Origin of the sequence: Flavobacterium sp., from assembly GCF_036405015.1 — a bacterium.
Lineage (GTDB): Bacteria > Bacteroidota > Bacteroidia > Flavobacteriales > Flavobacteriaceae > Flavobacterium.
The window spans coordinates 1-22823 of the sequence record NZ_DASWYK010000036.1 but is presented as its reverse complement, the minus strand read 5'-3'; the positions used below and the strand labels follow the sequence as shown (position 1 = coordinate 22823).

The 22823-nt window shown below is 32.9% G+C and carries 25 protein-coding genes and 1 tRNA gene; 19 read left to right on the top strand and 7 right to left on the bottom strand.

Annotation, left to right across the window (positions count from 1 at the left end; translation table 11 throughout):
* The first annotated feature begins 269 nt into the window (after positions 1 to 269).
* A complete protein-coding gene (gene asnS / locus VGE71_RS02985) occupies positions 270 to 1715 on the top strand; it encodes an asparagine--tRNA ligase (RefSeq protein WP_331136964.1) in 1446 nt (481 codons plus the stop codon).
* 160 nt (positions 1716 to 1875) lie between these two features.
* A complete protein-coding gene (gene rpoN, locus VGE71_RS02980; RefSeq protein WP_331136963.1) occupies positions 1876 to 3336 on the top strand; it encodes an RNA polymerase factor sigma-54 in 1461 nt (486 codons plus the stop codon).
* 346 nt (positions 3337 to 3682) lie between these two features.
* Here rpoN and VGE71_RS02975 read toward each other — a convergent pair whose 3' ends face one another.
* Together VGE71_RS02975 and VGE71_RS02970 are read right to left on the bottom strand one after the other, a co-directional pair.
* Positions 3683 to 4102 (bottom strand): hypothetical protein, encoded by a 420-nt coding sequence (locus tag VGE71_RS02975; RefSeq protein WP_331136962.1) that lies wholly within the window; start codon positions 4100 to 4102, stop codon positions 3683 to 3685.
* A 41-nt stretch (positions 4103 to 4143) separates the two neighbouring features.
* Positions 4144 to 4734, bottom strand: a complete 591-nt coding sequence (locus VGE71_RS02970; RefSeq protein ID WP_144219804.1) for a thymidine kinase — start codon at positions 4732 to 4734, stop codon at positions 4144 to 4146.
* A gap of 236 nt (positions 4735 to 4970) precedes the next feature.
* On the opposite strand from VGE71_RS02970, the gene VGE71_RS02965 reads away from it, so the two are divergent.
* The 9 genes from VGE71_RS02965 (at position 4971) to VGE71_RS02925 (ending at position 14567) form a co-directional block, all read left to right on the top strand.
* Positions 4971 to 6041 (top strand): hypothetical protein, encoded by a 1071-nt coding sequence (locus VGE71_RS02965; RefSeq protein ID WP_331136961.1) that lies wholly within the window; start codon positions 4971 to 4973, stop codon positions 6039 to 6041.
* Between the two features lie 33 nt (positions 6042 to 6074).
* The gene (locus tag VGE71_RS02960) at positions 6075 to 7220 is read left to right on the top strand and encodes a hypothetical protein (RefSeq protein WP_331136960.1); all 1146 of its coding nucleotides are present in this window, start codon (positions 6075 to 6077) and stop codon (positions 7218 to 7220) included.
* A 10-nt stretch (positions 7221 to 7230) separates the two neighbouring features.
* Positions 7231 to 7953: a 16S rRNA (cytidine(1402)-2'-O)-methyltransferase gene (gene rsmI, locus VGE71_RS02955; RefSeq protein ID WP_331136959.1), complete on the top strand. Its 723-nt coding sequence runs from the start codon at positions 7231 to 7233 to the stop codon at positions 7951 to 7953.
* Positions 7954 to 8103: 150 nt separating this feature from the next.
* Positions 8104 to 8448 carry a HopJ type III effector protein gene (locus VGE71_RS02950; RefSeq protein WP_331136958.1) on the top strand — a complete coding sequence of 115 codons (345 nt, stop codon included), beginning with the start codon at positions 8104 to 8106 and terminating at the stop codon, positions 8446 to 8448.
* Between the two features lie 300 nt (positions 8449 to 8748).
* Positions 8749 to 10452, top strand: a complete 1704-nt coding sequence (recJ, locus tag VGE71_RS02945) for a single-stranded-DNA-specific exonuclease RecJ (protein ID WP_331136957.1) — start codon at positions 8749 to 8751, stop codon at positions 10450 to 10452.
* Positions 10439 to 11722, top strand: a complete 1284-nt coding sequence (locus VGE71_RS02940; RefSeq protein ID WP_331136956.1) for an MFS transporter — start codon at positions 10439 to 10441, stop codon at positions 11720 to 11722. The genes recJ and VGE71_RS02940 overlap by 14 nt, the downstream gene beginning before the upstream one ends.
* A gap of 57 nt (positions 11723 to 11779) precedes the next feature.
* Complete coding sequence (locus VGE71_RS02935) at positions 11780 to 12694, top strand: alpha/beta hydrolase (protein WP_331136955.1); 915 nt, start codon at positions 11780 to 11782, stop codon at positions 12692 to 12694.
* A 221-nt stretch (positions 12695 to 12915) separates the two neighbouring features.
* Complete coding sequence (locus tag VGE71_RS02930; protein ID WP_331136954.1) at positions 12916 to 13272, top strand: hypothetical protein; 357 nt, start codon at positions 12916 to 12918, stop codon at positions 13270 to 13272.
* Between the two features lie 83 nt (positions 13273 to 13355).
* Positions 13356 to 14567: a cytochrome c3 family protein gene (locus tag VGE71_RS02925; protein WP_331136953.1), complete on the top strand. Its 1212-nt coding sequence runs from the start codon at positions 13356 to 13358 to the stop codon at positions 14565 to 14567.
* Here VGE71_RS02925 and VGE71_RS02920 read toward each other — a convergent pair whose 3' ends face one another.
* The 4 genes from VGE71_RS02920 to VGE71_RS02905 form a co-directional block, all read right to left on the bottom strand.
* A complete protein-coding gene (locus VGE71_RS02920) occupies positions 14568 to 15311 on the bottom strand; it encodes a UDP-2,3-diacylglucosamine diphosphatase (RefSeq protein ID WP_144217180.1) in 744 nt (247 codons plus the stop codon).
* Positions 15312 to 15424: 113 nt separating this feature from the next.
* On the bottom strand, positions 15425 to 15877 hold the full coding sequence (locus tag VGE71_RS02915) for a 6-pyruvoyl trahydropterin synthase family protein (RefSeq protein ID WP_144217177.1): 453 nt from the start codon (positions 15875 to 15877) through the stop codon (positions 15425 to 15427).
* A gap of 33 nt (positions 15878 to 15910) precedes the next feature.
* On the bottom strand, positions 15911 to 16087 hold the full coding sequence (locus tag VGE71_RS02910; RefSeq protein WP_331136952.1) for a hypothetical protein: 177 nt from the start codon (positions 16085 to 16087) through the stop codon (positions 15911 to 15913).
* Between the two features lie 89 nt (positions 16088 to 16176).
* Positions 16177 to 16941 carry an enoyl-CoA hydratase/isomerase family protein gene (locus VGE71_RS02905; protein WP_331136951.1) on the bottom strand — a complete coding sequence of 255 codons (765 nt, stop codon included), beginning with the start codon at positions 16939 to 16941 and terminating at the stop codon, positions 16177 to 16179.
* Between the two features lie 104 nt (positions 16942 to 17045).
* On the opposite strand from VGE71_RS02905, the gene VGE71_RS02900 reads away from it, so the two are divergent.
* A tRNA-Ala gene (locus tag VGE71_RS02900) sits at positions 17046 to 17119 on the top strand.
* 107 nt (positions 17120 to 17226) lie between these two features.
* On the opposite strand, the gene VGE71_RS02895 is transcribed toward VGE71_RS02900, so the two are convergent.
* On the bottom strand, positions 17227 to 17403 hold the full coding sequence (locus VGE71_RS02895; RefSeq protein ID WP_331136950.1) for a hypothetical protein: 177 nt from the start codon (positions 17401 to 17403) through the stop codon (positions 17227 to 17229).
* A gap of 232 nt (positions 17404 to 17635) precedes the next feature.
* Here VGE71_RS02895 and VGE71_RS02890 point away from each other — a divergent pair, with 232 nt between their 5' ends.
* Genes VGE71_RS02890 through VGE71_RS02860 form a run of 7 tightly spaced genes read left to right on the top strand, consistent with a single transcriptional unit; the run spans position 17636 to position 22426 of the window.
* Positions 17636 to 18088 (top strand): hypothetical protein, encoded by a 453-nt coding sequence (locus tag VGE71_RS02890; protein ID WP_331136949.1) that lies wholly within the window; start codon positions 17636 to 17638, stop codon positions 18086 to 18088.
* Positions 18075 to 18665 carry a hypothetical protein gene (locus tag VGE71_RS02885; RefSeq protein ID WP_331136948.1) on the top strand — a complete coding sequence of 197 codons (591 nt, stop codon included), beginning with the start codon at positions 18075 to 18077 and terminating at the stop codon, positions 18663 to 18665. Before VGE71_RS02890 ends, VGE71_RS02885 begins: the two co-directional genes overlap by 14 nt.
* A 12-nt stretch (positions 18666 to 18677) precedes the next feature.
* A complete protein-coding gene (locus tag VGE71_RS02880; RefSeq protein ID WP_331136947.1) occupies positions 18678 to 19124 on the top strand; it encodes a hypothetical protein in 447 nt (148 codons plus the stop codon).
* 50 nt (positions 19125 to 19174) lie between these two features.
* Positions 19175 to 20206 (top strand): oxidoreductase, encoded by a 1032-nt coding sequence (locus tag VGE71_RS02875; RefSeq protein WP_331136946.1) that lies wholly within the window; start codon positions 19175 to 19177, stop codon positions 20204 to 20206.
* Positions 20207 to 20232: 26 nt separating this feature from the next.
* The gene (locus tag VGE71_RS02870; RefSeq protein ID WP_331136945.1) at positions 20233 to 20601 is read left to right on the top strand and encodes a VOC family protein; all 369 of its coding nucleotides are present in this window, start codon (positions 20233 to 20235) and stop codon (positions 20599 to 20601) included.
* A 54-nt stretch (positions 20602 to 20655) separates the two neighbouring features.
* Positions 20656 to 21216, top strand: coding sequence for a hypothetical protein (locus VGE71_RS02865; RefSeq protein WP_331136944.1), 561 nt, complete (start codon positions 20656 to 20658; stop codon positions 21214 to 21216).
* A 49-nt stretch (positions 21217 to 21265) separates the two neighbouring features.
* A complete protein-coding gene (locus VGE71_RS02860; RefSeq protein ID WP_331136943.1) occupies positions 21266 to 22426 on the top strand; it encodes a hypothetical protein in 1161 nt (386 codons plus the stop codon).
* The last annotated feature ends 397 nt before the right edge of the window (positions 22427 to 22823 follow it).

Genomic DNA, 22823 nt, shown 5'->3' with positions numbered 1-22823 from the left:
TCATTCCAAGGAACCAGGAATCTCACTCGAAGCTCGACAAGGATTTACCACAATCTTGTCATTTCGACGAAGGAGAAATCTCCGCAATTAGCTCCGTACAGTAATTCCTAACTTTGTCGAGTTTCTTACGAAGATTTCTCCTTCGTCGAAATGACAAAAATGGAAATAATACAAAGTCTATAAAAAATTCAACTTCTCAAATTAATTAATATCGATTATATTTGCAGTTGTTCAAAATGAATATTACTTAATATCAATTATATATAAAAATGAAACACACAAAAGTTAGAGACTTATTAAACAGTACGACGACGTTACAGGAAGTGAATGCAAAAGGTTGGGTGAGAACTTTTAGAAATAATCAGTTCATCGCTTTAAATGACGGTTCTACAATTAATAATATTCAATGTGTTGTTGATTTTGAAAATACACCAGAAGAGACTTTAAAAAGAATCACGACTGGAGCTGCAGTTTCTGTAATTGGAACTTTGGTTGAAAGTAAAGGTGCTGGTCAGAAATACGAAATTCAGGTTTCTAAATTAGAAATCCTTGGAGATTCTGATGCGGAGAAATTTCCAATGCAGCCTAAAAAACACTCTTTAGAATTTTTACGTGAAAACGCTCACTTGCGTGTTCGTACAAATGCTTTTGGTGCGATTATGCGTGTGCGTTCTGTATTGTCTTATGCAGTTCACAGCTATTTCCAACAAAAAGGTTTCGTGTATGTAAATACGCCAATCATCACTGGAGCTGATGCTGAAGGTGCTGGAGAAATGTTCCAAGTTACTTCTTTACCACTTGACAACTTGCCAAAAACTGAAGAAGGAAACATTGATTTCAAAAAAGATTTCTTTGGAAAACATACAAACCTTACAGTTTCTGGACAATTAGAAGGAGAAACTTTTGCAATGGCTTTGGGTCAGATTTATACTTTTGGACCAACGTTTAGAGCAGAAAACTCAAATACTTCTCGTCACTTGGCAGAATTCTGGATGATCGAGCCTGAAGTTGCTTTCAACGACTTGGACGACAACATGGATTTGGCTGAAGATTTTATTCAGTATGTGATTAAATATGCTTTAGACAACTGTAAAGACGATTTGGCTTTCTTAGAAGGAAGACTTTTAGAAGAGGAAAAATCAAAACCACAAGCAGAAAGAAGCGAAATGGCGTTGTTAGAAAAACTAAACTTCGTTTTAGAAAACAACTTCAAACGTGTTTCTTATACTGAGGCAATTGACATTTTAAGAGATTCAACTCCAAATAAAAAGAAGAAATTCCAATACCTTATCACAGAATGGGGAGCTGATTTACAATCAGAACACGAGCGTTATTTAGTAGAAAAACACTTTAAATGTCCGGTAATTTTATACGATTACCCAGCAAACATTAAAGCGTTTTACATGCGTTTGAACGACAACACAGAACCAGGAAGAGAAACAGTTCGTGCAATGGACATCCTTTTCCCTGGAATTGGAGAAATTGTTGGTGGTTCTGAAAGAGAAGAGCGTTACGATGTTCTAGTTCAGAAAATGGAAGCTCTTGGAATTGACAAAGAAGAATTATACTGGTACTTAGATACAAGAAGATTCGGTTCTGCAACACACGCAGGTTTCGGTTTAGGATTTGAGCGTTTGGTATTGTTTGTAACAGGTATGACAAACATTAGAGACGTAATTCCTTTCCCAAGAACTCCTGGTAGCGCGGAATTTTAATCAAAGGTTCTGAGGTACTAAGGTACAAAGGCTCAAAGGTTTTAAAAAAAAGCTTCTAAGTTTTTAAAAATATAAATAAAAAATAATTTCAACACGAATTTAATTCGTCAATATAAGATACTTTGTGCCTTTGCACCTTAGTACCTTAGCAACTTTTTATATGCTAAAGCAATTTTTAAATTTAAAATTATCTCAAAAATTATCTCCACAGCAAATTCAGCTGATGAAGTTAATTCAATTGCCTACGCAAGCTTTTGAACAACGTTTATTAGAAGAAATGAACGAAAATCCGGCGCTTGAAGCTGGAAAAGAAGACGAATACGAAGCTGATGAATACGCTAATGACGACTACGACGATTATGATGATAACGAATCGGACAGAATCGAAGCAGACGACATTAACATTGACGAATACTTAAGCGACGACGATACGCCTGATTACAAAACTCAGGTGAATAATTATAGTGATGACGAGGAACGCGAAACGCCTTTTGCGGCTCCAATTAGTTTTCATCAGGATTTAATCAATCAGCTGAATACTTTTATTTTGAATGACGAAGAGCGCGAAATCGCTGAATTCTTAGTAGGAAGTATTGACGATATGGGTTACATCCGCAGAAGCATTCCGGATATTGTAGACGATATGGCTTTCACGCAGGGAATTTACACTGATGAAGCAATGGTCGAGAAAATGATGACGGTAATTCACGAACTGGAACCTTCGGGAGTTGGAGCGCGTGATTTGCAGGAATGTTTGTTGCTTCAGCTAAAACACAAAACACCAACTGAATATGTTGATTTAGCAATTGACATTATAGAAAATCAGTTTGATGCTTTTACGAAAAAACATTACGATAAGTTATTACAGAAATACGGCGTTTCGAACGAACAGCTTAAAAAAGCGATTCACGAAATTGAAAGACTGAACCCAAAACCGGGTGGTTCTTTTACTGGAAATAATAAAGTTACCGAAAATGTAGTTCCAGATTTCGCCATCAGAATTGTTGACGGCGAATTAGAACTGACTTTAAACGGACGTAACGCTCCTTCTCTGCATGTTTCTAAAGATTATCAGGAAATGATGCAGACGTACAAAGAATCTAAAGACAAATCGACTGCTCAGAAAGATGCAGTTCAGTTTATCAAACAAAAACTGGATTCGGCTAAATGGTTTATCGATGCGATTAGACAGCGTCAAGAAACGCTTTTTGTGACAATGAATGCGATTATGCATTATCAAGAAGAATATTTCTTAGACGGCGACGAAACCAAACTAAAACCAATGATTTTAAAAGACATTGCAGATATGGTTGGTTTGGATATTTCGACAATTTCACGTGTGGCAAACAGTAAATATGTTGAAACGCCATACGGAACCAAACTTATCAAAGAATTTTTCTCTGAAGCAATGAAAAACGATCAGGGTGAAGATGTTTCGACTTTGGAAATCAAAAAAATTCTTCAAAACACGATTGAAGAGGAAGATAAGAGAAAACCGCTTCCAGACGATCAATTGGCCGAAATTTTAAAAGAAAAAGGATATCCAATTGCAAGAAGAACAATTGCAAAATATCGTGAACAATTGGATATTCCGGTAGCGAGAATGAGAAAGAAAATTTAATTTTTTTTTTACCATATAAGAAATATAAGTTCATTTAAACAGAAAACCCGACAAGTTTAATTTTGTCGGGTTTCTTGTTTAGTGAATAAAATGAGATGGCCAATATTTTATATTCCGTAGGAATATCTGGTCGGTAAAAAAAATATTTCCGATTTTGTTTGTGTCCTGTAGGGACACCTGAAACACGTAATCTTACTCACCAAACGTTCCTACGGAACGTATAATCGTAACAATTTATTTTTCTACCGACCAAACATTCCTAACGGAATGACAAGAAACAAGAAACCCGCCAGGTTTTAAAAACCTGTCGGGTTTATTTCGAAATTAATATCGGCAACTCTTTAATTTATTTGTATTGATCTGGCTGAATCTTTACATCAAATAAAAAAGCTTTCTTTTTATCGCTATAGTGGTAAATCAAAGTATAATCATTGTCTCTAAAAACCTGAAGCCCCGGATTTGCTTTAGCCGTACTGATTAAGCTTTTTTCAATTTCCTCTTTTATAACATTGCTCTCAGCGTTTTCTTTTGCGACATTCAATAGCGTTAAATTATATTGAACAAATCTTTCTTCAGGCAAACTTACACTGTCTAATCTCATTCCGTCCTGAATAGTTAACGGACAACTTTTATTGTATTTTGCGACCAACTCGACTACTTCTGTTTTAACCTCATCAGCATTTTTGGCAAGAAAAAATTGAAAATAAGTCACTAAAGCGACTGCAATTCCAATTAATAGCAATAATAAAATATTCTGTTTTCTCATACTCTATTGTTTATTTAGGCTCACAAATGGAATTTAAAAATCTATTTTTCTTGACTTTTTTTCATTGCATTAAAATACGCTGCACGGCTAAGTGGCTCGTATTCTTCTGTTTCACCCAACATAACCAATTTATCATTTGCGGTTTTTCTAAAACTGTAATTCGCCAAATTTCCTGTTCGTGTACAAACGGCATGAACTTTTGTTACATATTCGGCTGTTGCCATAAGTCCAGGCATTGGTCCAAATGGATTTCCTTTAAAATCCATATCCAATCCGGCCACAATTACTCGAATTCCCTGATTGGCCAAATCGTTGCAAACGGTAATAATCTCATCATCAAAAAACTGTGCTTCGTCAATACCAATCACATCACAACCTTGCGCTAAAATCAAAATATTAGCAGCTGCGGGAACTGGAGTTGAACGAATTTCATTGGCGTCATGAGACACTACCATTTCGTCATGATAACGGGTATCAATAGCTGGTTTGAAGATTTCAACTCTTTGTTTGGCAAATTGAGCGCGTTTTAATCTACGGATCAGCTCTTCGGTTTTACCCGAAAACATTGATCCACAAATAACTTCAATCCACCCAAATTGTTCTTTGTGATTTACTGTATTTTCGAGAAACATTTTGTATTTTTCTGCCTTTAAAAATGAATAGTTTTTATTACTTTGTACTGGTAATAAATAGACGTAAAAATGTGTTGTTTTACATTTTTTCAAAAGTAGAAAATTTTTATCAAATCGTAAATTTGCGAAAGCTTATTAACAGAAATAAAAAATTATCCTTTGGTTTTCCCTTAGAAATAAAGACATTCAGACATTAAATACACTAAAATACCTTATTCACTATAATTTCAACAGTTATGAAAAAAAAATTGGAAGCCGATTTAATCAGCATTGCACATCGAATTTTAAAACTTAAGAATAAATCCGATATCAATCAATTGTACCTTGAAACTCAGAGATTATACGAGAAATTAGCGGTATTAAAATTTGTAGAAGAAAATTTCGACACTGCAAAACCAACCATCGGACAAAGTGATATTACTTCTGAACTGGAAACAATTTTTGATAAAGAACAAGAAATTATTCCAGCTATAATTGAAAATGAAGCACCAACTGCAGAAAAAGTAATTGCACTTGAGGAATCTTACGAACCTGAAATTTCAGAAGAAAAACCAGCAGAGGTTGTTGAAACTGCTGAACCTATTACTGAAGTTGAAGAGCCTGTAATCGAGGAAACGGTTGAACCAATTGCTGCCGAAATAGAAGAACCTGTAATTGAAGAAACACCTGAGCCAATCGTTGCAGAAATTATAGAACCTGAAGTAGAAAAAGAAACTGAAAAAGCTGAAGAACCGAAAAGTGCAATGGAGGAACTTTCGTTTACAACTGTAAATGATTTAAAACCAATTCCGGATTTCAAACCTGCTTTTGAATTGGAAACAGAAGCCATTCAGGAAGAAGTTAAAGAAGAGCCAAAAGCACCAACTTCTTCAATTCCGACGATACAATTTGAAGATTTTGGAGTCAATTATGCCGATGCACAATTTGTAAAAGTAGATACTTTTGAAGCTGTTCCTCCAGTAAAAACGCCTTCTATTAATGATTTTAAAGAAGAAAAAAAGGAAGAGAAAAAGATAGAAACTGCCATTCTTGAAACTCCTGCGCAAACAAAACCAGTGAGTTTGAATGAAAAATTGGCGAGAGGTTTCCATATCGATTTGAATGACAGAATAGCATTCACTAAAAACCTTTTCGGAAACAGCACAGAAGATTATAGCCGTGTTTTAAACCAGCTTTTAACTTTTGATTCCTATGCCGAAGCGAAGGAATTTATTGAAAACATGGTAAAACCAGATTACAATAACTGGGAAGGAAAAGACGATTATGCAGAACGTTTTATGGGAATTATTGAGAAAAAATTCTCTTAATTAACTTTTAAACTTTACTTATTTTCACAAAATATGAACCAAAAACATCTATTTTATTATTTTATTATTTGTCTAATTACTTTTGGCTGTAGTTCTGATGATGATTCTAAAAATATACATACTGATAGAAACTGCACTCAGATATTAAACATTCCTGATGAGAATTTTAAAGCAAAATTATTATCAGCAACAAATGATATAAATTCTATTGCTACCAACCTAGAAGGTTATAAATTTAAAATAGATGCGAATAATGATGGAATTATTCAAGTTTGCGAAGCTGAAAACGTTAGTGCTTTAGAGCTAGATCATGCAAATATTTCAAACTTAGAGGGATTGCAAGCATTTAAAAATCTTAAAAACTTGTATTGTAATGACAATAAACTTACAACTTTTGACATTTCTGCTTTTAAGAAACTCGAAGAAGTATTTTGTCAATCCAATAACATTACAGAAGTAAATGTTCAAGGTTTAAGTAAACTAAAAAGATTTTTATGTTCTAGTAATCAGCTAACATCTTTAAATCTAAAATCCTTACCAAGTTTAGAAAACGTCGAACTTAGATTAAACAAAATCAGCAATTTAAATCTTGAAAATTCCAATAAAATTAAATATATCGTAGCTGATAATAATTTACTTTCTATAATATCAGTAAAACATTTGGCAGATTTGGAATATTTAGACATTACTTATAATTCAGTGACTTCAATTGACATAAGTAATTTATCGAAAGTAAACACGCTTCAATGTTCTTCAAATAAAATAACAACTCTTAACGCTTCTAATTGCACTAATTTAGGATGGCTTCATGCAGATCAGAATGTTATGACGGAATTAAAAGTAGACAATTGTACAAACCTAAATTATCTTAATTGCTCTGGAAATAAATTAACTGCATTAAATTTAAAAGGACTAGCAAAGCTTAAAAATATTCATTGTTCTTTTAACCAATTAACAACTTTAGATGCTCGTGATTCGCCTGTAGTTGCCTATCTGGATTGTTATTCAAACAAATTAAAATCGTTAGTTGTTAGAAGTACAGATCCTTATGTTAGATATACTCTAAATTTAAATCCAGATCTAAGTTCAATTTGTTGCAGTGTTGCGGAAGTTTCGAAAATTCAAAATGAAATTAACACATTAGGTTATAATTGCACGATTACTACAAATTGTTTTTAAATAAAAAAATATGTCAAAATTATATATCGTTCCAACGCCGATTGGCAATCTTGAAGACATGACTTTTAGAGCCATTCGGGTTTTGAAAGAAGTCGATTTGATTTTGGCTGAGGACACGCGCACTAGCGGAAAACTGTTAAAGCATTTTGAAATTGGCACGCACATGCACAGCCATCACATGCACAACGAACATAAAACGACTGAAAACTTAATTGCTCGTTTGAAAGCTGGCGAAACCATTGCTTTGATTTCAGATGCTGGAACTCCAGCTATTTCAGATCCTGGATTTTTATTGACTCGCGCTTGTGTTGAAAATAAAATTGAGGTAGAATGTCTTCCTGGAGCAACGGCTTTTGTTCCCGCTTTAGTAAACAGCGGATTACCAAATGACAAATTTGTTTTTGAAGGTTTTCTGCCTGACAAAAAAGGACGTCAGACTCGTTTTTTGGCTTTAGCCGAAGAAACAAGAACCATGATTCTATACGTTTCACCGCATAAACTCGTTAAAACTTTAAGCGAGTTTGTTCAGTATTTTGGAGAAGACAGACAAGTTTGCGTTTCGCGAGAATTATCAAAATTACACGAAGAAAACGTTCGTGGAACTGCCAAAGAAGTTTTAGCACATTTTGAGAAAACAGCACCAAGAGGAGAAATCGTTGTCGTTGTTGCTGGAAAAACAATAGAAAAAGAAGCCAAAAAGAGTAAGTACTCAAAAGACGAAGAAGAAGAATAAATAATTATTTCAGCCACAGATTAAAATGATTATCAAGATTTAAAAGTGAACCACAAATTCCACAAATTGAATTAGCGGAATTTGTAAAATTTGCGGTTAAAAAAATCATTAAAATCCTTTTAATCTGTGGCAAAAAAACAAACCCATAATATGAGCATTCAAGCCTTTTTAGAAAAAGTAAAACAAACTCCAACACAAATCACATTTCCAGAAACTATTGCAGTAATTGAAGAAAACTACAACTTTACTCCAACTGCTTTTCAAAACGGAACTCAACATAACGCTGCAGGCGAAAATTCTGGTTCTTGCAAATTGTTTTCTTTCGCAAAATTGCAGAATTTAAGCAAAGAAGAAACTTTAGCTTGTTTTGGCGCTTTTTATTTTGAAGAAGTTTTAGGCGATCCAATCGGAACCAATCACCAAAACATTAGAAATTTCATCAACTTAGGCTGGGACGGAATTCAATTTGAAGGAAATGCTTTAGAAGCGAAATAATTTTAGATTTCAGATTGTAGATTTTAGATTTTTAAATTCTACATCTTGAACTCTTCAAACTTTGTCAAAGTCGAAACCGAATATTTCGCCACAGATTAAAAGGATTTAAAATGATTATTAAAAAATGAAGCGCCAATTTCATAAATTTACGCTAATTCAATTTGTGAAAATTTATGAAATTGGCGGTTAAAAAAATCCTTTCAAATCCTTTTAATCAGTGGCAAAACGAAAAAAATTACCAATTTAGATTAAACGATTTCCAAAATCTGAAATCTAAAATCTAAAATCTACAATTAAAAAATGCGCTGGACTTTAAAACCAAAACCTTCTGAAGAAAAAATCAAACATTTGGCACAAGCCTTAAATGTAGAAGATTTTGTAGCGACACTGTTGATTCAGCGCGGAATTGAAACTTTTGAAGAAGCCAAGACTTTCTTTCGTCCGTCTTTAGAACATCTTCATGATCCGTATTTAATGAAAGATATGGACAAAGCTGTTTCCAGAATCGAACAAGCCATTGAAAATCAGGAAAACATTCTGGTTTTTGGAGATTATGATGTTGACGGAACAACAGCGGTTTCTTTAGTTTCTTCGTACTTAAAGTCACATTATCCAAATATTGCCACTTATATTCCAGATCGTTACGACGAAGGTTATGGAATCTCTTACAAAGGAATTGATTACGCAGATGATAACGGAATTTCTCTAATTATCGCTCTAGACTGCGGAATCAAATCAATTGACCATATTGCTTACGCGAAAGCAAAAAACATCGATTTTATTGTTTGTGATCACCACCGTCCGGGAGAATTTCTTCCCGATGCCGTTGCCGTTTTAGATCCAAAAAGAGAAGACTGCTCGTATCCTTACGATGAATTATGCGGTTGCGGAGTTGGTTTTAAACTGATACAGGCTTTAGGTCAAAATCGAAATGAAACGATTGAAGATTTAGTTCCGTATCTCGATTTGGTTGCTACTGCAATTGCTGCCGATATTGTTCCGATTACAGGAGAAAATCGTGTTTTGGCTTACTTCGGATTGAAAGTTATCAATAGCGAACCAAGACCTGGAATTAAAGCTTTAACACATCAGGTAAAAAAGAAAGTTCTTGATATTACGGATGTCGTTTTTATCATTTCGCCAAGAATTAATGCTGCTGGAAGAATCAAACACGGAAATCATGCCGTTGAATTATTGACTGAATTCAACTTTGAACAGGCACAACAATTTGCTTCGGAAATTGAACAATACAACGCAGACCGAAAAGATTTAGACAAAAAAATTACCAAAGAAGCTTTTCAGCAAATTATAGAAAACAACGAAGAAGAACGTTTTTCAACTGTTGTTTTTCAGGAAGACTGGCACAAAGGCGTGATCGGAATTGTCGCTTCAAGATTAATCGAAACGTATTATCGTCCAACTTTAGTTTTTACTAAAAGCGGTGACAAATATGCCGCTTCTGCCCGATCTGTAAAAGGATTTGATGTTTACAATGCTCTTGATGCTTGTTCTGAACATTTGGAACAATTTGGAGGTCATATGTATGCCGCAGGAATGACTTTAAAAGCGGAGAACTACAATGCTTTTAAAACTGCTTTTGAGAAGTGTGTTGCCTCTACTATTTTACCCGAAATGCGTGTTCCAGAAATCGAAATTGATGCTGAAATCAATTTCTCTGATATTACACCAAAACTTATTCGAATCTTAAAACAATTTGAACCTTTTGGACCACAAAACATGACTCCCGTTTTTATGACCACAGACTTAAGAGACACAGGTTATGCCAAAACTTTAGGTGCAGAAGAAGAACATTTAAGATTGTTCGCTAAACAAAACAACTCTGACGGAATTGCCGCAATCGGCTTTGGACTCGGAAAAAAATTAAATATTGTACAAAATCAAAATCCGTTTCAACTAGCGTATTCAATTGCTGAAAATGAATGGAACGGTACAATTTCAACACAGCTTATACTAAAAGATGTCAGAACAAATGGAAGAAATTAAATCAAGTAAGCCCGATCCGTATCAGGCGCTTCGTTATAGAGAATTCAACATATTTTTATTATTGCGTTTTGCCATGGTTTTTGCCTGGTCCATGCAGTTTATTGTAATTGAATGGGAAGTTTATAGTTTGACCAAAAATCCACTTTCTTTAGGAATTATTGGTTTAATGGAAATTATTCCTGCCGTTTCAATGTCTTTGTTTGCGGGACACATTGTTGATCAGAGAGAAAAGAAAAGCCTATTGGTAAAATGTATTTTAGGATTTTCTGTAATTAGTTTTGGACTTTTCTTATTGACTTGGCCAAAAGTAGTTGGAGGCTGGTCTACACATGTTATTCTGTATTCTATTTACGCTTTAGTCTTTTTTGGAGGAATCGTTCGCTCTTTTATGGGACCAACTATCTTCTCTCTTTTATCGCTTATCATTCCTAAAAAAGTATATCCAAATGCTGCAACTTGGAGCAGTTCGGTTTGGCAGATTGGAGCCGTTATGGGACCTGCACTGGCTGGCTTTTCCATTAACTGGATTGGCGTTCACTGGTCAATGTGTTTAGTTTTTGGATTTTCAATTCTTTCCTTAGTTGCCTTATCACAAATCAGTCAAAAACCAATCGTAAATCCGAAGATGGGAGAATCTATAAAAGATAGTCTTATGGAAGGTTTGACTTTTGTATTCAAAAATAAAATTGTTTTAGGCGCTTTATCACTAGATATGGTTGCGGTTCTTTTTGGAGGTGCTGTAGCATTATTACCTGTTTTTGCACAAGACATTTTAAAAGTGGGTTCAGAAGGTTTTGGAATTTTAAGAGCTGCTCCTGCTGTGGGTGCTTTTATTACCATGTTGGTTTCGGCTTATGTACCATTATATGAAAATGCAGGAAAGAAACTTCTAATTGCCATTTTTGTTTTTGGTTTATCCATTATCTTATTCGGATTCTCGACTTACTTTTGGCTTTCTGTTTTCGCCTTATTTTTAAGCGGATTGGCTGATGGAATTTCAGTAGTAATCCGTCAGACTATTTTACAGCTTAAAACTCCAGATCACATGCGTGGACGTGTTGGTGCCGTAAACTCTATTTTTGTTGGATCTTCTAATGAATTAGGCGCTTTTGAAAGTGGTGCAACTGCTAAACTGATGGGCGCTGTAACTTCTGTAATTTTTGGAGGAAGTGTGACGCTTTTAACTGTTGTTTTTACCGCATTAAAATCGCCAACCTTTAGAAATTTAGATTTAAAAAGAGATATGGATGAACACCATAAATTGGAGTAATTTTTTGAAAACCATATAAGTCATATAAGTTCATAAAATAGAATTCGAAACTGAATAATGAAATTATTAATAACGATTGTATGCTGTGCATTTTCGCTTTTCGCTAAAGGACAAAACCTTTACATCAAAACCTACGGAAGCGAAAAGAATAAAACCATAATTTTTATTCATGGCGGACCAAGTGGAAACACCACTTTATTTGAAGGAACAACAGCTCAAAACCTAGCCGATCAGGGATTTTATGTTATTGCGTATGACCGAAGAGGCGAAGGAAGATCTACAGATCTTAAAGCAACTTTTACTTATGAAGAAGCTTTTCAAGATTTAAATTCGATTTATAAACAATATCATTTAAAAAAAGCGATTATTCTTGGTCACAGTTTCGGCGGTTTGGTTGCGACACTTTATACGAGTAAATATCCGCAGAATGTAAGCGCTTTGATTTTGGCTGGTGCTTTATTTTCGCAACAAGAAACGTACAATCACATTTTAGATACGCTGAAAAAGAAATACAGCAATGACTCGGAACAATTAAAAAGAATCAGTGTTGTAGAAAATCTAAATAAAAATTCTGCCGAATACAGAAAAAGCTGTTATGAACTTGCGGGAGAAAATGGCTTTTTTAAAATGCCAAACCCAACCACAGAATCTAAAAAATTATACGCCAATTACGAAGCTGGAGTATTTTATAAAACGAACATTCGCAACAAAAATGCGCCTTTGCTTTTTTACCAAAATGAAAAACAAAACAACATCGACAGCAGACCTTTTTTAAAGAAAATCAAAACAGCTGGCATTCCAATTTATGGGATTTACGGAAAAGAAGATGGCATTTTTTCATCGGCACAAATCAGTTCTCTTAAAACTATAACTGGAGAAGAACATTTTGCATTTCTTGATAATTGCTCACATTACTTATTTGTTGACCAGCAGGTAGCATTTCTTTCCAACCTAAAAAAATGGTTGAAATAGTTTTTTTTTTAAACCATATGAGGAATATAAGTTCATTTAAAAAAATAAAAGGCTCCAAAAATACGGAGTCTTTTTTTTATGAAAGAATTTCAAATCGGTTATAACTTATTATGATCTTATATCACTTATATGGTTCAAAAATATTTTTCAAATTTTTATGATTTTTTTATTTAGAATTAATATAAATAATATTTATATTTGTTGAAATAAAAGGATTTACGATGAGAGAAATTGAACAGATATATCATAATAACTTTGGAATAGCATTTTACTGGAAAGATCACAACATGACTATTTCCGACAAAATACAATTGGTTTTTAAAGAAACCGGCTTTTACTTTACCGTTCAGGAATTGAATCTTTTTTGTGATTTAATCGAAGACAGTATGATTGAAAATTCTTGTTGTGAAGCTTGTGAAATGAAATATTCCTGTCATAAATTTTTATTGAAAACTCCATGTAATTCGATCGATTTGGCTGTAAATATGACCGAATTAAAATCAATCAAAGATTTGGTTGAAGGCTCTTTGTTCAAAATTGAACTAGATGAATATGTTTACGGAGTCGGCATGAATTAAGAAACATTCTAAATATTTTAACAACATTTTTTCATTATTGAAATATATTTTGATTCAATTCAAAAAAAAGTATATTTACAGCAATGAAAAAAGCTGTATTTCTATTTATACTCATTCTCTCGGCAATCTTCTTTGTCAGTTGTTCCAATAAATCAGAAGAATACATTGATCCGCGCGGTACCGATTACGCAGGTTCAGAAAGCTGTGTGCAATGTCATAAAGTGCAATCTGATATGGCTTTTCACAGTTCTCATTTTAAAGCTACTGCTCCCGCAATCCTAGAAAATGTTTCAGGTGATTTCGATTCTAAAAATCATACTTTCATTTACGACAAAGACACTAAACTCGTGATGGAAAAACAGGGCGACAGTCTGTTTCAGGTTTTGTATCAAAAGGGAAAAGAAACGGCGCGTTATAAGTTCGAAATTGTTTTTGGAACCAAACATGCACAAACTTCTGTTTACTGGAAAAACAACAACACTTACGAATTACCTGTTTCTTTTTATCATTCGATAAACAATTGGGCAACAAGTCCAGGGTTTCCTGCCGACAAACCCTATTTTGAAAGAATGGTAGTTAAAGATTGTTACGCCTGTCATAGTTCTAACATCAGTTCGAGAATAGTTAATCAGAATTCTTCGGAGAAAAATTTTATGTCGATGGATGTTGAAGATGCCATCAATAAAAAAACCATTGTATACGGAATTGACTGTGAGCGTTGTCACGGTCCAGCGAAAAAACATGTAGATTTTCACCTGAAAAACCCAAATATTAAAATAGCCAACAGCATTACCAGCTTTAAATCGTTGAGCAGACAACAGAAATTAGATGCTTGTGCCTTATGCCACGCAGGAAATGACGGAATGAAATTGAAAACCCGTTTTGATTTTAAACCTGGAGATAATTTATCTGAATATTTTCGTGAAACTCGAAGCATCAATGATACCGCTCAATTTGACGTTCATGGAAATCAATTCCGTTTGATGGCGCAAAGCAAATGTTTTATGAAAAGCGATAAAATGGATTGTATCACTTGTCATAATCCGCATGAAAATGCTTCTAAAAATATGGCTTCTTATTCTAAAATCTGCATGACTTGTCATCAGGGTTTAAAACATAATGAAACTACACTAAAAACAACTTCTGAGAAATTATTGGCCGATAATTGTATTGAATGTCATATGCCGAAAAAAGCTTCAAATGCTATTAATTTTCAGCTTTCAAACAGCAAACAATTATCCAGTTATATCTTGAGAACGCACAAAATCGGTATTTATCCGAATGCGAAAAAGTAATTATTTTTTGAATTCGTGAAGCTCAAATTTTTCTCCATCAAAAACACCGTAAGTAAAGTATCCAATCCAGTCACCTAGATTTACATATTCTGAATTTTCACCAACAGAACGAATCATTGGTAAATGACGATGTCCAAAAACGAAATAATTGTAATGTTTAGTTTCTAGTTTTCTTTTGGCATAAAGAATCAGCCATTCTTTTTCTTCACCAAGAAACTTAATGTCTTCATCGCCAGAAATCAATTTATTTTTGACGGATAAATATTGTGCTAAACTCACTCCAACATCGGGATGAAGCCAACGAAAAAGCCATTTTGAAAAAGGATTTGTAAATACCTTTTTCATTCTTTTATAGCCTTTATCGCCAGGACCTTTTCCGTCTCCGTGACCGATCAAAAAGGTCTTTCCGTTAAAAGTAAATTCTTTATTATCGTGATAAACCGGAATATTCAATTCGGTTTCAAAATAATCATTCATCCATAAATCATGGTTTCCGACGAAAAAATAAATCGGAATTCCACTGTCGCGAATTTCGGCTAGTTTACCTAAAATTCGAACAAAACCTTTTGGAACAACCGTTTTATATTCAAACCAAAAATCAAATAAATCACCTAACAGAAAAATAGCTTCTGCATCTTCTTTAACCTCATCCAGCCACGCCACAAATTTCTTTTCACGAGGCAAACTCAATTCTGGAGTCGGCGCACCAAAATGCTGATCTGAAGCAAAATATATTTTTTTCATTGATGAAATTATCCTTTATTAGTTAAGGGTTATAAGATAAGAAGCTTTTAAATTATATGATATTCATTTCGACTTTAACATCTAACTCATAACATTTAACTTCTTACTCTATTTTAAAGATTATCCGAAGCATACCATTCTGCAAACGACGATTCAGTTTCCTGAAGTTTTAGCGAGAAAAGTGAAATTCCAGCCGGAAGTCTTGCAATAATTCTTTCAGCAAAATCAACCACCATATTTTCACTTGTTGGCTGATAATCTACTAAAATAACGTGATGACCACGGTTTTTCAATTCGTTAGCCAATTCGATATGAGGAGTTGTCTGATTGAAAACAGTTGCATGGTCAAACTGATCGACAATTTCTTCTTTTACAATTTTCTTTAGATCAGAAAAATCAATTACCATTCCGAACTTTACATTCGATCGATCTGTGATTGGCGAACCAATAACGGTTACCGACAATTTGTAACTGTGCCCGTGAACATTCTTGCATTTTCCGTCGTAACCGTACAAAGCATGACCGGTTTCGAAGCTAAATTGTTTTGTAATTCTGATATTACTCATCGATTTTTAATTTTAAGCTTGCAAATTTACAAATTAATTGCCGTTTTTAGCTCTTTTTTTAGCACGGTTATACATCCACAAAGCAATTCCGCCTAAAATCAGGAACGGAATAAAAGATCCAATGACAACACCTATTTGATAACCGTTGTCGGGAGCATCTTTAATTTTCTCTGCAATGTCTACTTTTTGAAGTAACGAAATAATAGTCATGTTTAATAATTTATATAGTGACGGATTGATTTTAAAATGTTTTCAAAACTATGTTACTATTTGTCTAAAATCAATGACTTATATCATACCTATTTTTTAAACTGAAGCAAAGCATTTCTGCTGAAATCAGACAAAACCAGTTTTCCTGTAATTGCGGCGCGTTCAAAGAGCAGTGATTCCCACTGTTCTGTTCCTTCCCAAATAATCTTTTTCATTTCGTATAACGCTTCGGGATTATAGAAACTCATTTTTTGAGCGTAATTTTCGACATCCAAATCCAGATTATCTGCTGTACTCAATACAGAATAAAGTCCTTTTTGAAAAGCCCATTCTGCAGATTTCCATTCATTTGGCGCAAGCGTCATTGCGGTCATTGCTGTTTTACCGATTTTACGGGAAACAGCAGGCTCAATTACAAAAGGTCCGATTCCGATTGCCAGTTCAGATAGTTTTATATCACTTTCAGGAGTTGCAAAAACATAATCGCAGGCCGAAATAATTCCGACTCCGCCTCCAACTGCTTTTCCTTGTACACGGCCAATGATTAACTTATTACAATTTCGCATGGCGTTTAATAGATGAGCAAAACCAGAAAAGAATTCGACACCTTGTTCTTCATTTTCTACCAATAAAAGTTCATCAAAAGAAGCTCCAGAACAAAAAGCTTTTGCTCCTTCACTTTTTAAAATAATAACCGATACATTTTCATTTCGACTTAAAGCGTTTATCTCAGCCGTCAAAGCATCTAACAGACTACGTGGAAAAGAATTACTGGCAGGATGACCAAATTGGACTATTGCAATGGTATTTTGAAAAGAAGTTTCTAAACTTCCATTTAGATTTTCAGTACTCATAAAATTAGATTTAAAGTAAAGTTACGCTTTTGAAAAATAATTATCCTGAAACACTATGAAATTTGTTTTTTGAAAATTATTTGGCTTTATTTGCTATACACTTTGGGGGATTAGCTCATTTGGCTAGAGTACTTGCCTGGCAGGCAAGGGGTGACCGGTTCGAATCCGGTATTCTCCACAAATATAAAAACCCTTGTAAATTCATTTTTACAAGGGTTTACTTTTTATATCTCCAATTAAACTCGACAGTTTTTTAAAACCTGTCGGGTTTAGCTCGTATTTCATCTATTTCTCATTCGCAGAATCATCAGCATCTACGTCTTTTTTTTCAGCTTTTTTGAAATCGTTGTTCAGCAGATTTTCTAATTTCTTTTTCTCTTTTAGATTTTTTCTGACTGTCAGTACCACTAAAACAACAACCAGAATAGCTACAACTCCTATTATATTCCAATTAATATCCATAATTTAAAATTTTAATTAAAAGTAAAAATTAAAACTATTCACCATATTATCAAAAGGTTAAGTGTTAAGTTTTTAAATCAAAAATGTATTCTTTTATAAATATAATTTGAAAGATAATTCTTTAATAAAGGTTTCATATTTTTGTGTATCTCACTAAATTGATGAAAACAGAACAAGAAAACAAAAATGAAAAACCTTGTTTACTAAAATTAGTTAGAAAAATTTGGGAAAAATGACACAGACTTCTCTAAATAACACAATCCGACTTTTAAAGAAATATTCTTTTATTGTAATACTCTTATTTGCCGCTACTTTTTTAGAAGTATATTGGGCGATGGGAAGTTTTTCTGAAAAAATGTCAAGTTCGTGTCTTGATTGCTCTTTAGCAGAAGATATTTGTTTTATGTCTTTATTTACTGCATTCTCTTTAACTGTTTTGTTTCGCATTCTTTATTTCCTTAAAAATCAATATGTACAGATTACGATTCAATTGCTATTCTTAATCGGAATGTGGTTCCTTTGGAATTACAGCATTTTTGTAGAAAGAGAATCTTCGTGGAGTACGTATGATTTTGACGAAGAAATACATTATACGCTTTCTTTTTCTGTTCTACCTATTTTGGTTTTATCCTGCATAACCGTTTTTGTTTTTCAATATATCTCAAAGAAATATGAGCCGAAATAAAAAATACCTTTTAGCCATTTATGTAATTGCAAGTTCGTTTCTAACGATAGATTGCTTGTTATACTATTTTCAAGAAATCAGTCTTCGTGGCTATTACAGTGATGTAGTTTTATTTTGGATTTGGTTCATTTTAAGTTTTACCGTAATTGTTGTTTTTTGGAAAAAACTACTGGCAAAATTACTTTTAGCAGGACTTATCATTGCTTTAATTCTCAGTATTCTACCAATGATGCTGCCTTTTTTTGCTTTAGTAAACTCCATGACATCTTTAGGTTTATATCAAAATAGAAATCTAAATGAGAATTATCGAGCGCAAATTGTTGGTTACAGTCCAATGGCTTATCCATGGCTTGAAGTAATTGAGAAAAAAGGAATTTTCGAAAAAAGAGCATTCAAATGCATCGATTTAGAAGTAATGAATGATGATTCAAATATGAAAATCAGAACTGCAAAAGATATCATTTTTAAAAATGAAACAGACACTACGCTGACCTTAACACTCTTTTCTGGAGGGCCAAATAAAACGATTACTTTCAATAAATATAACGGTACTATTATAGCGACAACAGAACATTAAAAAAGAAAAACAATGACATTTTACTTTATAAAAACCTGGCTACTAATTTCTGTACTAAGCATTATCATTTCGCATTATTTACTATCTGATTTACTTTATATAGAAAATGAAGACAACAACTTTTTCTTAACTATAATTTCTGGTTTGACTTTTTTTTACTCTTTAAGATTTGTTTTTATACTATCGATATTATCCCTTTCGATTTTTCTGAACAAATATGAGTCAATCAGAAAGAACTCTTTTTATTCCTTATTGACTTATTGTTTGATTCCGTTTGGAACATTATTCTGCTTTATGATAGGCGATTTATTCGAAAAAGGAACTGAATTTAGCACACTCCTAACTGGCTGGAAATTTCTATTTACCATGATTGCACCTCATTTCATAATCAGCCTTACTTGTTATTTTCATTTTAGAAAAAGATTAAAAAAACAAGCGATTGTATTAACTCAAAAATAAACCGTTGACTTTTCAAATCTAAAAATCAATTCAAAATCAAAAATCATATAATGAAAACAAAATTATTACTGATATCTGCCACATTTTTAGTTTTTTTCTCTGCCTGCGAAAAGAAAAAATCTGCCAAAACAACAAAGCAGGATACTTCTAAAAATGCAATTACCGAAATCGATACGCTTCAAACAGAAGAACAAGGACCGAGAAAAGAAAGTATTAATTTATTTACCCTTATGCCAAAAGACAGCAGTGAGGTTGCTTTTGTATCTCTTTCGGATATTTATCCTATAGACGATGAAAAAGACACTTTAGCTTTGCCTAATCTGGAAAAAATGGGAAAAATTAATGCCCAATATTTTACATTCGAAAAAAACTACAGAAAAAGATTTTTATCCAAAACCAATATTTCAGAAACCGATTCTCTTTTTGTTTATGATTATGCTAAAAATAAATTAGCTTCATTTTTGGTAAAAAATCTAAAAACAGCAGCATTTTTAAATGGATATTCTTCAGAAGAAGACTGGCCTTATCACAACTACGATTTTATGATTGGTTTTGAAATCAACAAAAAATATCTGAAAGGTTTTAGCGAATATTATAGAGATGCTTTGGTCTATGTAGGAAAAGAAAATCCGTTTGCAAAAGAACGTTTAATTCCTGTTGACTGGAAAAAAATTACGGCTAAAGAATTTCCATCAAAACCAATGAAAAGCGAAGATCAAAAAATTGTAAAAGGTCATAGCATTGGCAATACTTATGGCTTTAAAACAAGTGTTTACAATTATTTTCTTCAAGATTATATCGACAAGCAAAAAATACTTTATGCCAGACGTCTTATTGTAATAGATGCTAAAACAAAAGAAATTATAATCGAAAAATTATACAGTCAGAGCGAAGGTACCTCACCTGCTCCTCTAAATTATGAAGAAGGTCAAGACGTCATTAATCAATGGACGGGTAAACTTTTTAAAAACAAACCACAAGTTGTTTTTGGCTTTTTGTATGAATCATTTGGCTGTCCAGGAATTTCACTTATAGATAAATCAAATGAAGAAATTTACCTTCAATGTGATAACCGCCATTAAAACAATCATCTAAAAAAAATATTTTTATGAGAATTTCAGCTTGGTTTTATAGTATAAATCTTCAAAAGTCATTTGATTTTTACAAAAGAGCTTTTGATCTTGATGAAGAAGATTTAAAAAATTCAAAAGGTTTCTCTGTTCCAATTGGCAACCATTTTGAACTTAAAATAAGTACCGAAGAAAGACCTCTGAACACTGGAAATATTGAGATAAATGACGCTAATATAGAAGAAACTTACGAAAGATTTATTAAAAATCATGTTCCCGAAACTTCAGAATCAAATCCTCACAAAATGAAAAGCGGTACATTTTCAGGGCCTTGGGAATATCCAGGAGGAATGGCTTTATTTTTAAAAGATCCCGATAATCACTCTATTTTCTTCATGGAATGGTAATCTGTTCGAAGTCTTCTAAACCTAAAAAATGAACACAAATAATAGAACAAACGCATGTCTGAATTAAGCTCATTATATTGCAAAGTAAAAATTACCAAAACGCAGCTTGAAAAGTTTTTAAGCAGCGCTCCCGAAAAAGCAAAACTCAACGATAATTGGTTAAACTGGTGGGACAGTCGAAAAATGTATTCAAAAATGTCTTTGACCAATGAATTACTTCATTTTTATAATGATGCTACCAATGAAGAAATTCTTAACGGCTGGATCAATTATCAACAAGCCATGGCATTTTCGGATTATAACGAAACTAGCGAAGAATGGCACTGGGGAATGATGTTTTTTAGCGAAAACTATCTCGAAATGATTCCGATGTTTGCTTTTATTATAAGTTTAGAAAAATACGTAAGCAAAAGTCCAGAAAACGGAGCAATCGTATTTCCTTTCTTTTGGGGAGATGACGATGTTAGCGCTTTTATTTATTTTGAAAATGGTAACGCAATCTTAAGTCCGAAAGTGCATACTTTAAAAAATGTCGATTCAAAATTTGTAGAACAAACTAAAGAATTCCTGAACCAAAAATGGGAGGAATTTTCAAAAGACATGGAAATGGATTAACTACTAAAGACGTGAAACGAAATTAAAGAATCTTAACTTTCAGTACATTATGGATATTACGCATTTTTTCACCGATCTCAATTTCAAACAATACATTCTTGAGAATTTTTCGCAGGATAAGACAACCATTCAAACCAACGATGTTTTGAAAGTGGAATCATTGGATTTGTCTGTACAAAAACTAAAAAACCTCAATGGATTAGAATATTTTACTGCTTTAAAAAGTTTAGATTGTTCTTATAATAAACTTCAAGTTATGGATTGTAGCCGTAATTTATTGTTAGAAGAATTAATTTGTAGTGAAAACGAAATTCTATCGCTTGATTTATCTGAAAACAAAGAACTCCGATATCTAAATTGCGGTTTTAACCGAATCAAAAAATTAAAATTAAAAAGCAATACACTTCTTGAAAAACTAGTTTGTCACTGGAACCTACTGACGGATCTTTCTTTAGAGAATAATCCACTTTTAGAAGAACTGGATTTTAGCTATAATCATATTTTCGGAATTGAACTAGACAATAAGCCAAGCTTACAATATTTAGAATGCACCCAAAACGGATTAATGAGCTTTGATATCAGCGGTTGTCCTTCTTTGAAAACGGTAAGATGCAGTAATAATTCCATCAAAAATTTAAATCTGCAAAACAACCCAAACCTCGAAGATTTACGTTGTTTTTACAATCATCTTAGTGTTTTGGACATCAGTCAAAATGCTTTGCTACGAACTTTATATTGTTCTGATAACAAAATCTCTGAATTGGATACTTCTAGAAATCCGGAATTAAAAACAATTGATTATTCAAACAATTTAATCAAAGAAGAAGATTATACAATTAACGGAATTGGTGTTTTCAATTACAATGTTTCTTCTTCAAGATATGCAGCAAACTTAGTTATTGAAGGTTTTGAAATTTATGTTTCCACAGAAGTTCAAACTTTTCAAAACATGGAAAAACTGCGTCCACTTATTACTAAACTACACAAAAACTTCGATCAGTTGAATAAAGACGCTTTAGCATTCATTCAGGAAAAACATCCTGATGAAGATGTTAAAAGCCTAAAACCTTCCGATATTATTTTTGACAATGAAGATACTTTCAGAATAGGTTACGATGCTGGCGAATCTCCTGCAGGACAATTGTTTTTGTATGTTTCTTTCGATAAGAAACTTAAAATGGAGGATGAAATTATTTATGAGACGTATTAAATCATAAAAAATGCTGTTAGCCAAAAACCAAAATATTTGGCTAAAGCCTATTTATTGAAAACAAAAAAACTCCATCTAAAGCTGGAGGCAATTGAAAAATATCTTATTCAAATAATTTTACTTCTCCCTACTCATCATTAAACCTTTTTTGATACAATTGTAACTTTTAAGAGGAATTTTAAAATTATATTCTTTGTAGTTTTATTCATTTCATCTCTCAAATGAAATGAATATTACTTTTATTTCTTTACCCTTCTCTTTTTTCGCAGTGTAACCAAAAACAAAAAGCTTTAATAAATTGAAATCTTTTTTTTCAGTTTAATAAAAACTCTTTTTTTATCAATAACTAAATCACTAAATGTGAAATAAAAATTACTAATATTATTATTTTAATTGT

Coding starts and splice junctions, on each gene's coding strand:
- VGE71_RS02950 (WP_331136958.1), top strand. CDS start 8,104: ATGAGCATTCAAGCCTTTTTAGAAAAAGTAAAACAAACTCCAACACAA.
- VGE71_RS02905 (WP_331136951.1), bottom strand. CDS start 16,941: ATGAGTACTGAAAATCTAAATGGAAGTTTAGAAACTTCTTTTCAAAAT.
- VGE71_RS02875 (WP_331136946.1), top strand. CDS start 19,175: ATGAAAACAAAATTATTACTGATATCTGCCACATTTTTAGTTTTTTTC.
- rpoN (WP_331136963.1), top strand. CDS start 1,876: ATGCTAAAGCAATTTTTAAATTTAAAATTATCTCAAAAATTATCTCCA.
- VGE71_RS02960 (WP_331136960.1), top strand. CDS start 6,075: ATGAACCAAAAACATCTATTTTATTATTTTATTATTTGTCTAATTACT.
- asnS (WP_331136964.1), top strand. CDS start 270: ATGAAACACACAAAAGTTAGAGACTTATTAAACAGTACGACGACGTTA.
- VGE71_RS02965 (WP_331136961.1), top strand. CDS start 4,971: ATGAAAAAAAAATTGGAAGCCGATTTAATCAGCATTGCACATCGAATT.
- VGE71_RS02870 (WP_331136945.1), top strand. CDS start 20,233: ATGAGAATTTCAGCTTGGTTTTATAGTATAAATCTTCAAAAGTCATTT.
- VGE71_RS02935 (WP_331136955.1), top strand. CDS start 11,780: ATGAAATTATTAATAACGATTGTATGCTGTGCATTTTCGCTTTTCGCT.
- VGE71_RS02930 (WP_331136954.1), top strand. CDS start 12,916: ATGAGAGAAATTGAACAGATATATCATAATAACTTTGGAATAGCATTT.
- VGE71_RS02915 (WP_144217177.1), bottom strand. CDS start 15,877: ATGAGTAATATCAGAATTACAAAACAATTTAGCTTCGAAACCGGTCAT.
- VGE71_RS02910 (WP_331136952.1), bottom strand. CDS start 16,087: ATGACTATTATTTCGTTACTTCAAAAAGTAGACATTGCAGAGAAAATT.
- rsmI (WP_331136959.1), top strand. CDS start 7,231: ATGTCAAAATTATATATCGTTCCAACGCCGATTGGCAATCTTGAAGAC.
- VGE71_RS02925 (WP_331136953.1), top strand. CDS start 13,356: ATGAAAAAAGCTGTATTTCTATTTATACTCATTCTCTCGGCAATCTTC.
- VGE71_RS02975 (WP_331136962.1), bottom strand. CDS start 4,102: ATGAGAAAACAGAATATTTTATTATTGCTATTAATTGGAATTGCAGTC.
- VGE71_RS02890 (WP_331136949.1), top strand. CDS start 17,636: ATGACACAGACTTCTCTAAATAACACAATCCGACTTTTAAAGAAATAT.
- recJ (WP_331136957.1), top strand. CDS start 8,749: ATGCGCTGGACTTTAAAACCAAAACCTTCTGAAGAAAAAATCAAACAT.
- VGE71_RS02880 (WP_331136947.1), top strand. CDS start 18,678: ATGACATTTTACTTTATAAAAACCTGGCTACTAATTTCTGTACTAAGC.
- VGE71_RS02895 (WP_331136950.1), bottom strand. CDS start 17,403: ATGGATATTAATTGGAATATAATAGGAGTTGTAGCTATTCTGGTTGTT.
- VGE71_RS02865 (WP_331136944.1), top strand. CDS start 20,656: ATGTCTGAATTAAGCTCATTATATTGCAAAGTAAAAATTACCAAAACG.
- VGE71_RS02920 (WP_144217180.1), bottom strand. CDS start 15,311: ATGAAAAAAATATATTTTGCTTCAGATCAGCATTTTGGTGCGCCGACT.
- VGE71_RS02970 (WP_144219804.1), bottom strand. CDS start 4,734: ATGTTTCTCGAAAATACAGTAAATCACAAAGAACAATTTGGGTGGATT.
- VGE71_RS02860 (WP_331136943.1), top strand. CDS start 21,266: ATGGATATTACGCATTTTTTCACCGATCTCAATTTCAAACAATACATT.
- VGE71_RS02940 (WP_331136956.1), top strand. CDS start 10,439: ATGGAAGAAATTAAATCAAGTAAGCCCGATCCGTATCAGGCGCTTCGT.
- VGE71_RS02885 (WP_331136948.1), top strand. CDS start 18,075: ATGAGCCGAAATAAAAAATACCTTTTAGCCATTTATGTAATTGCAAGT.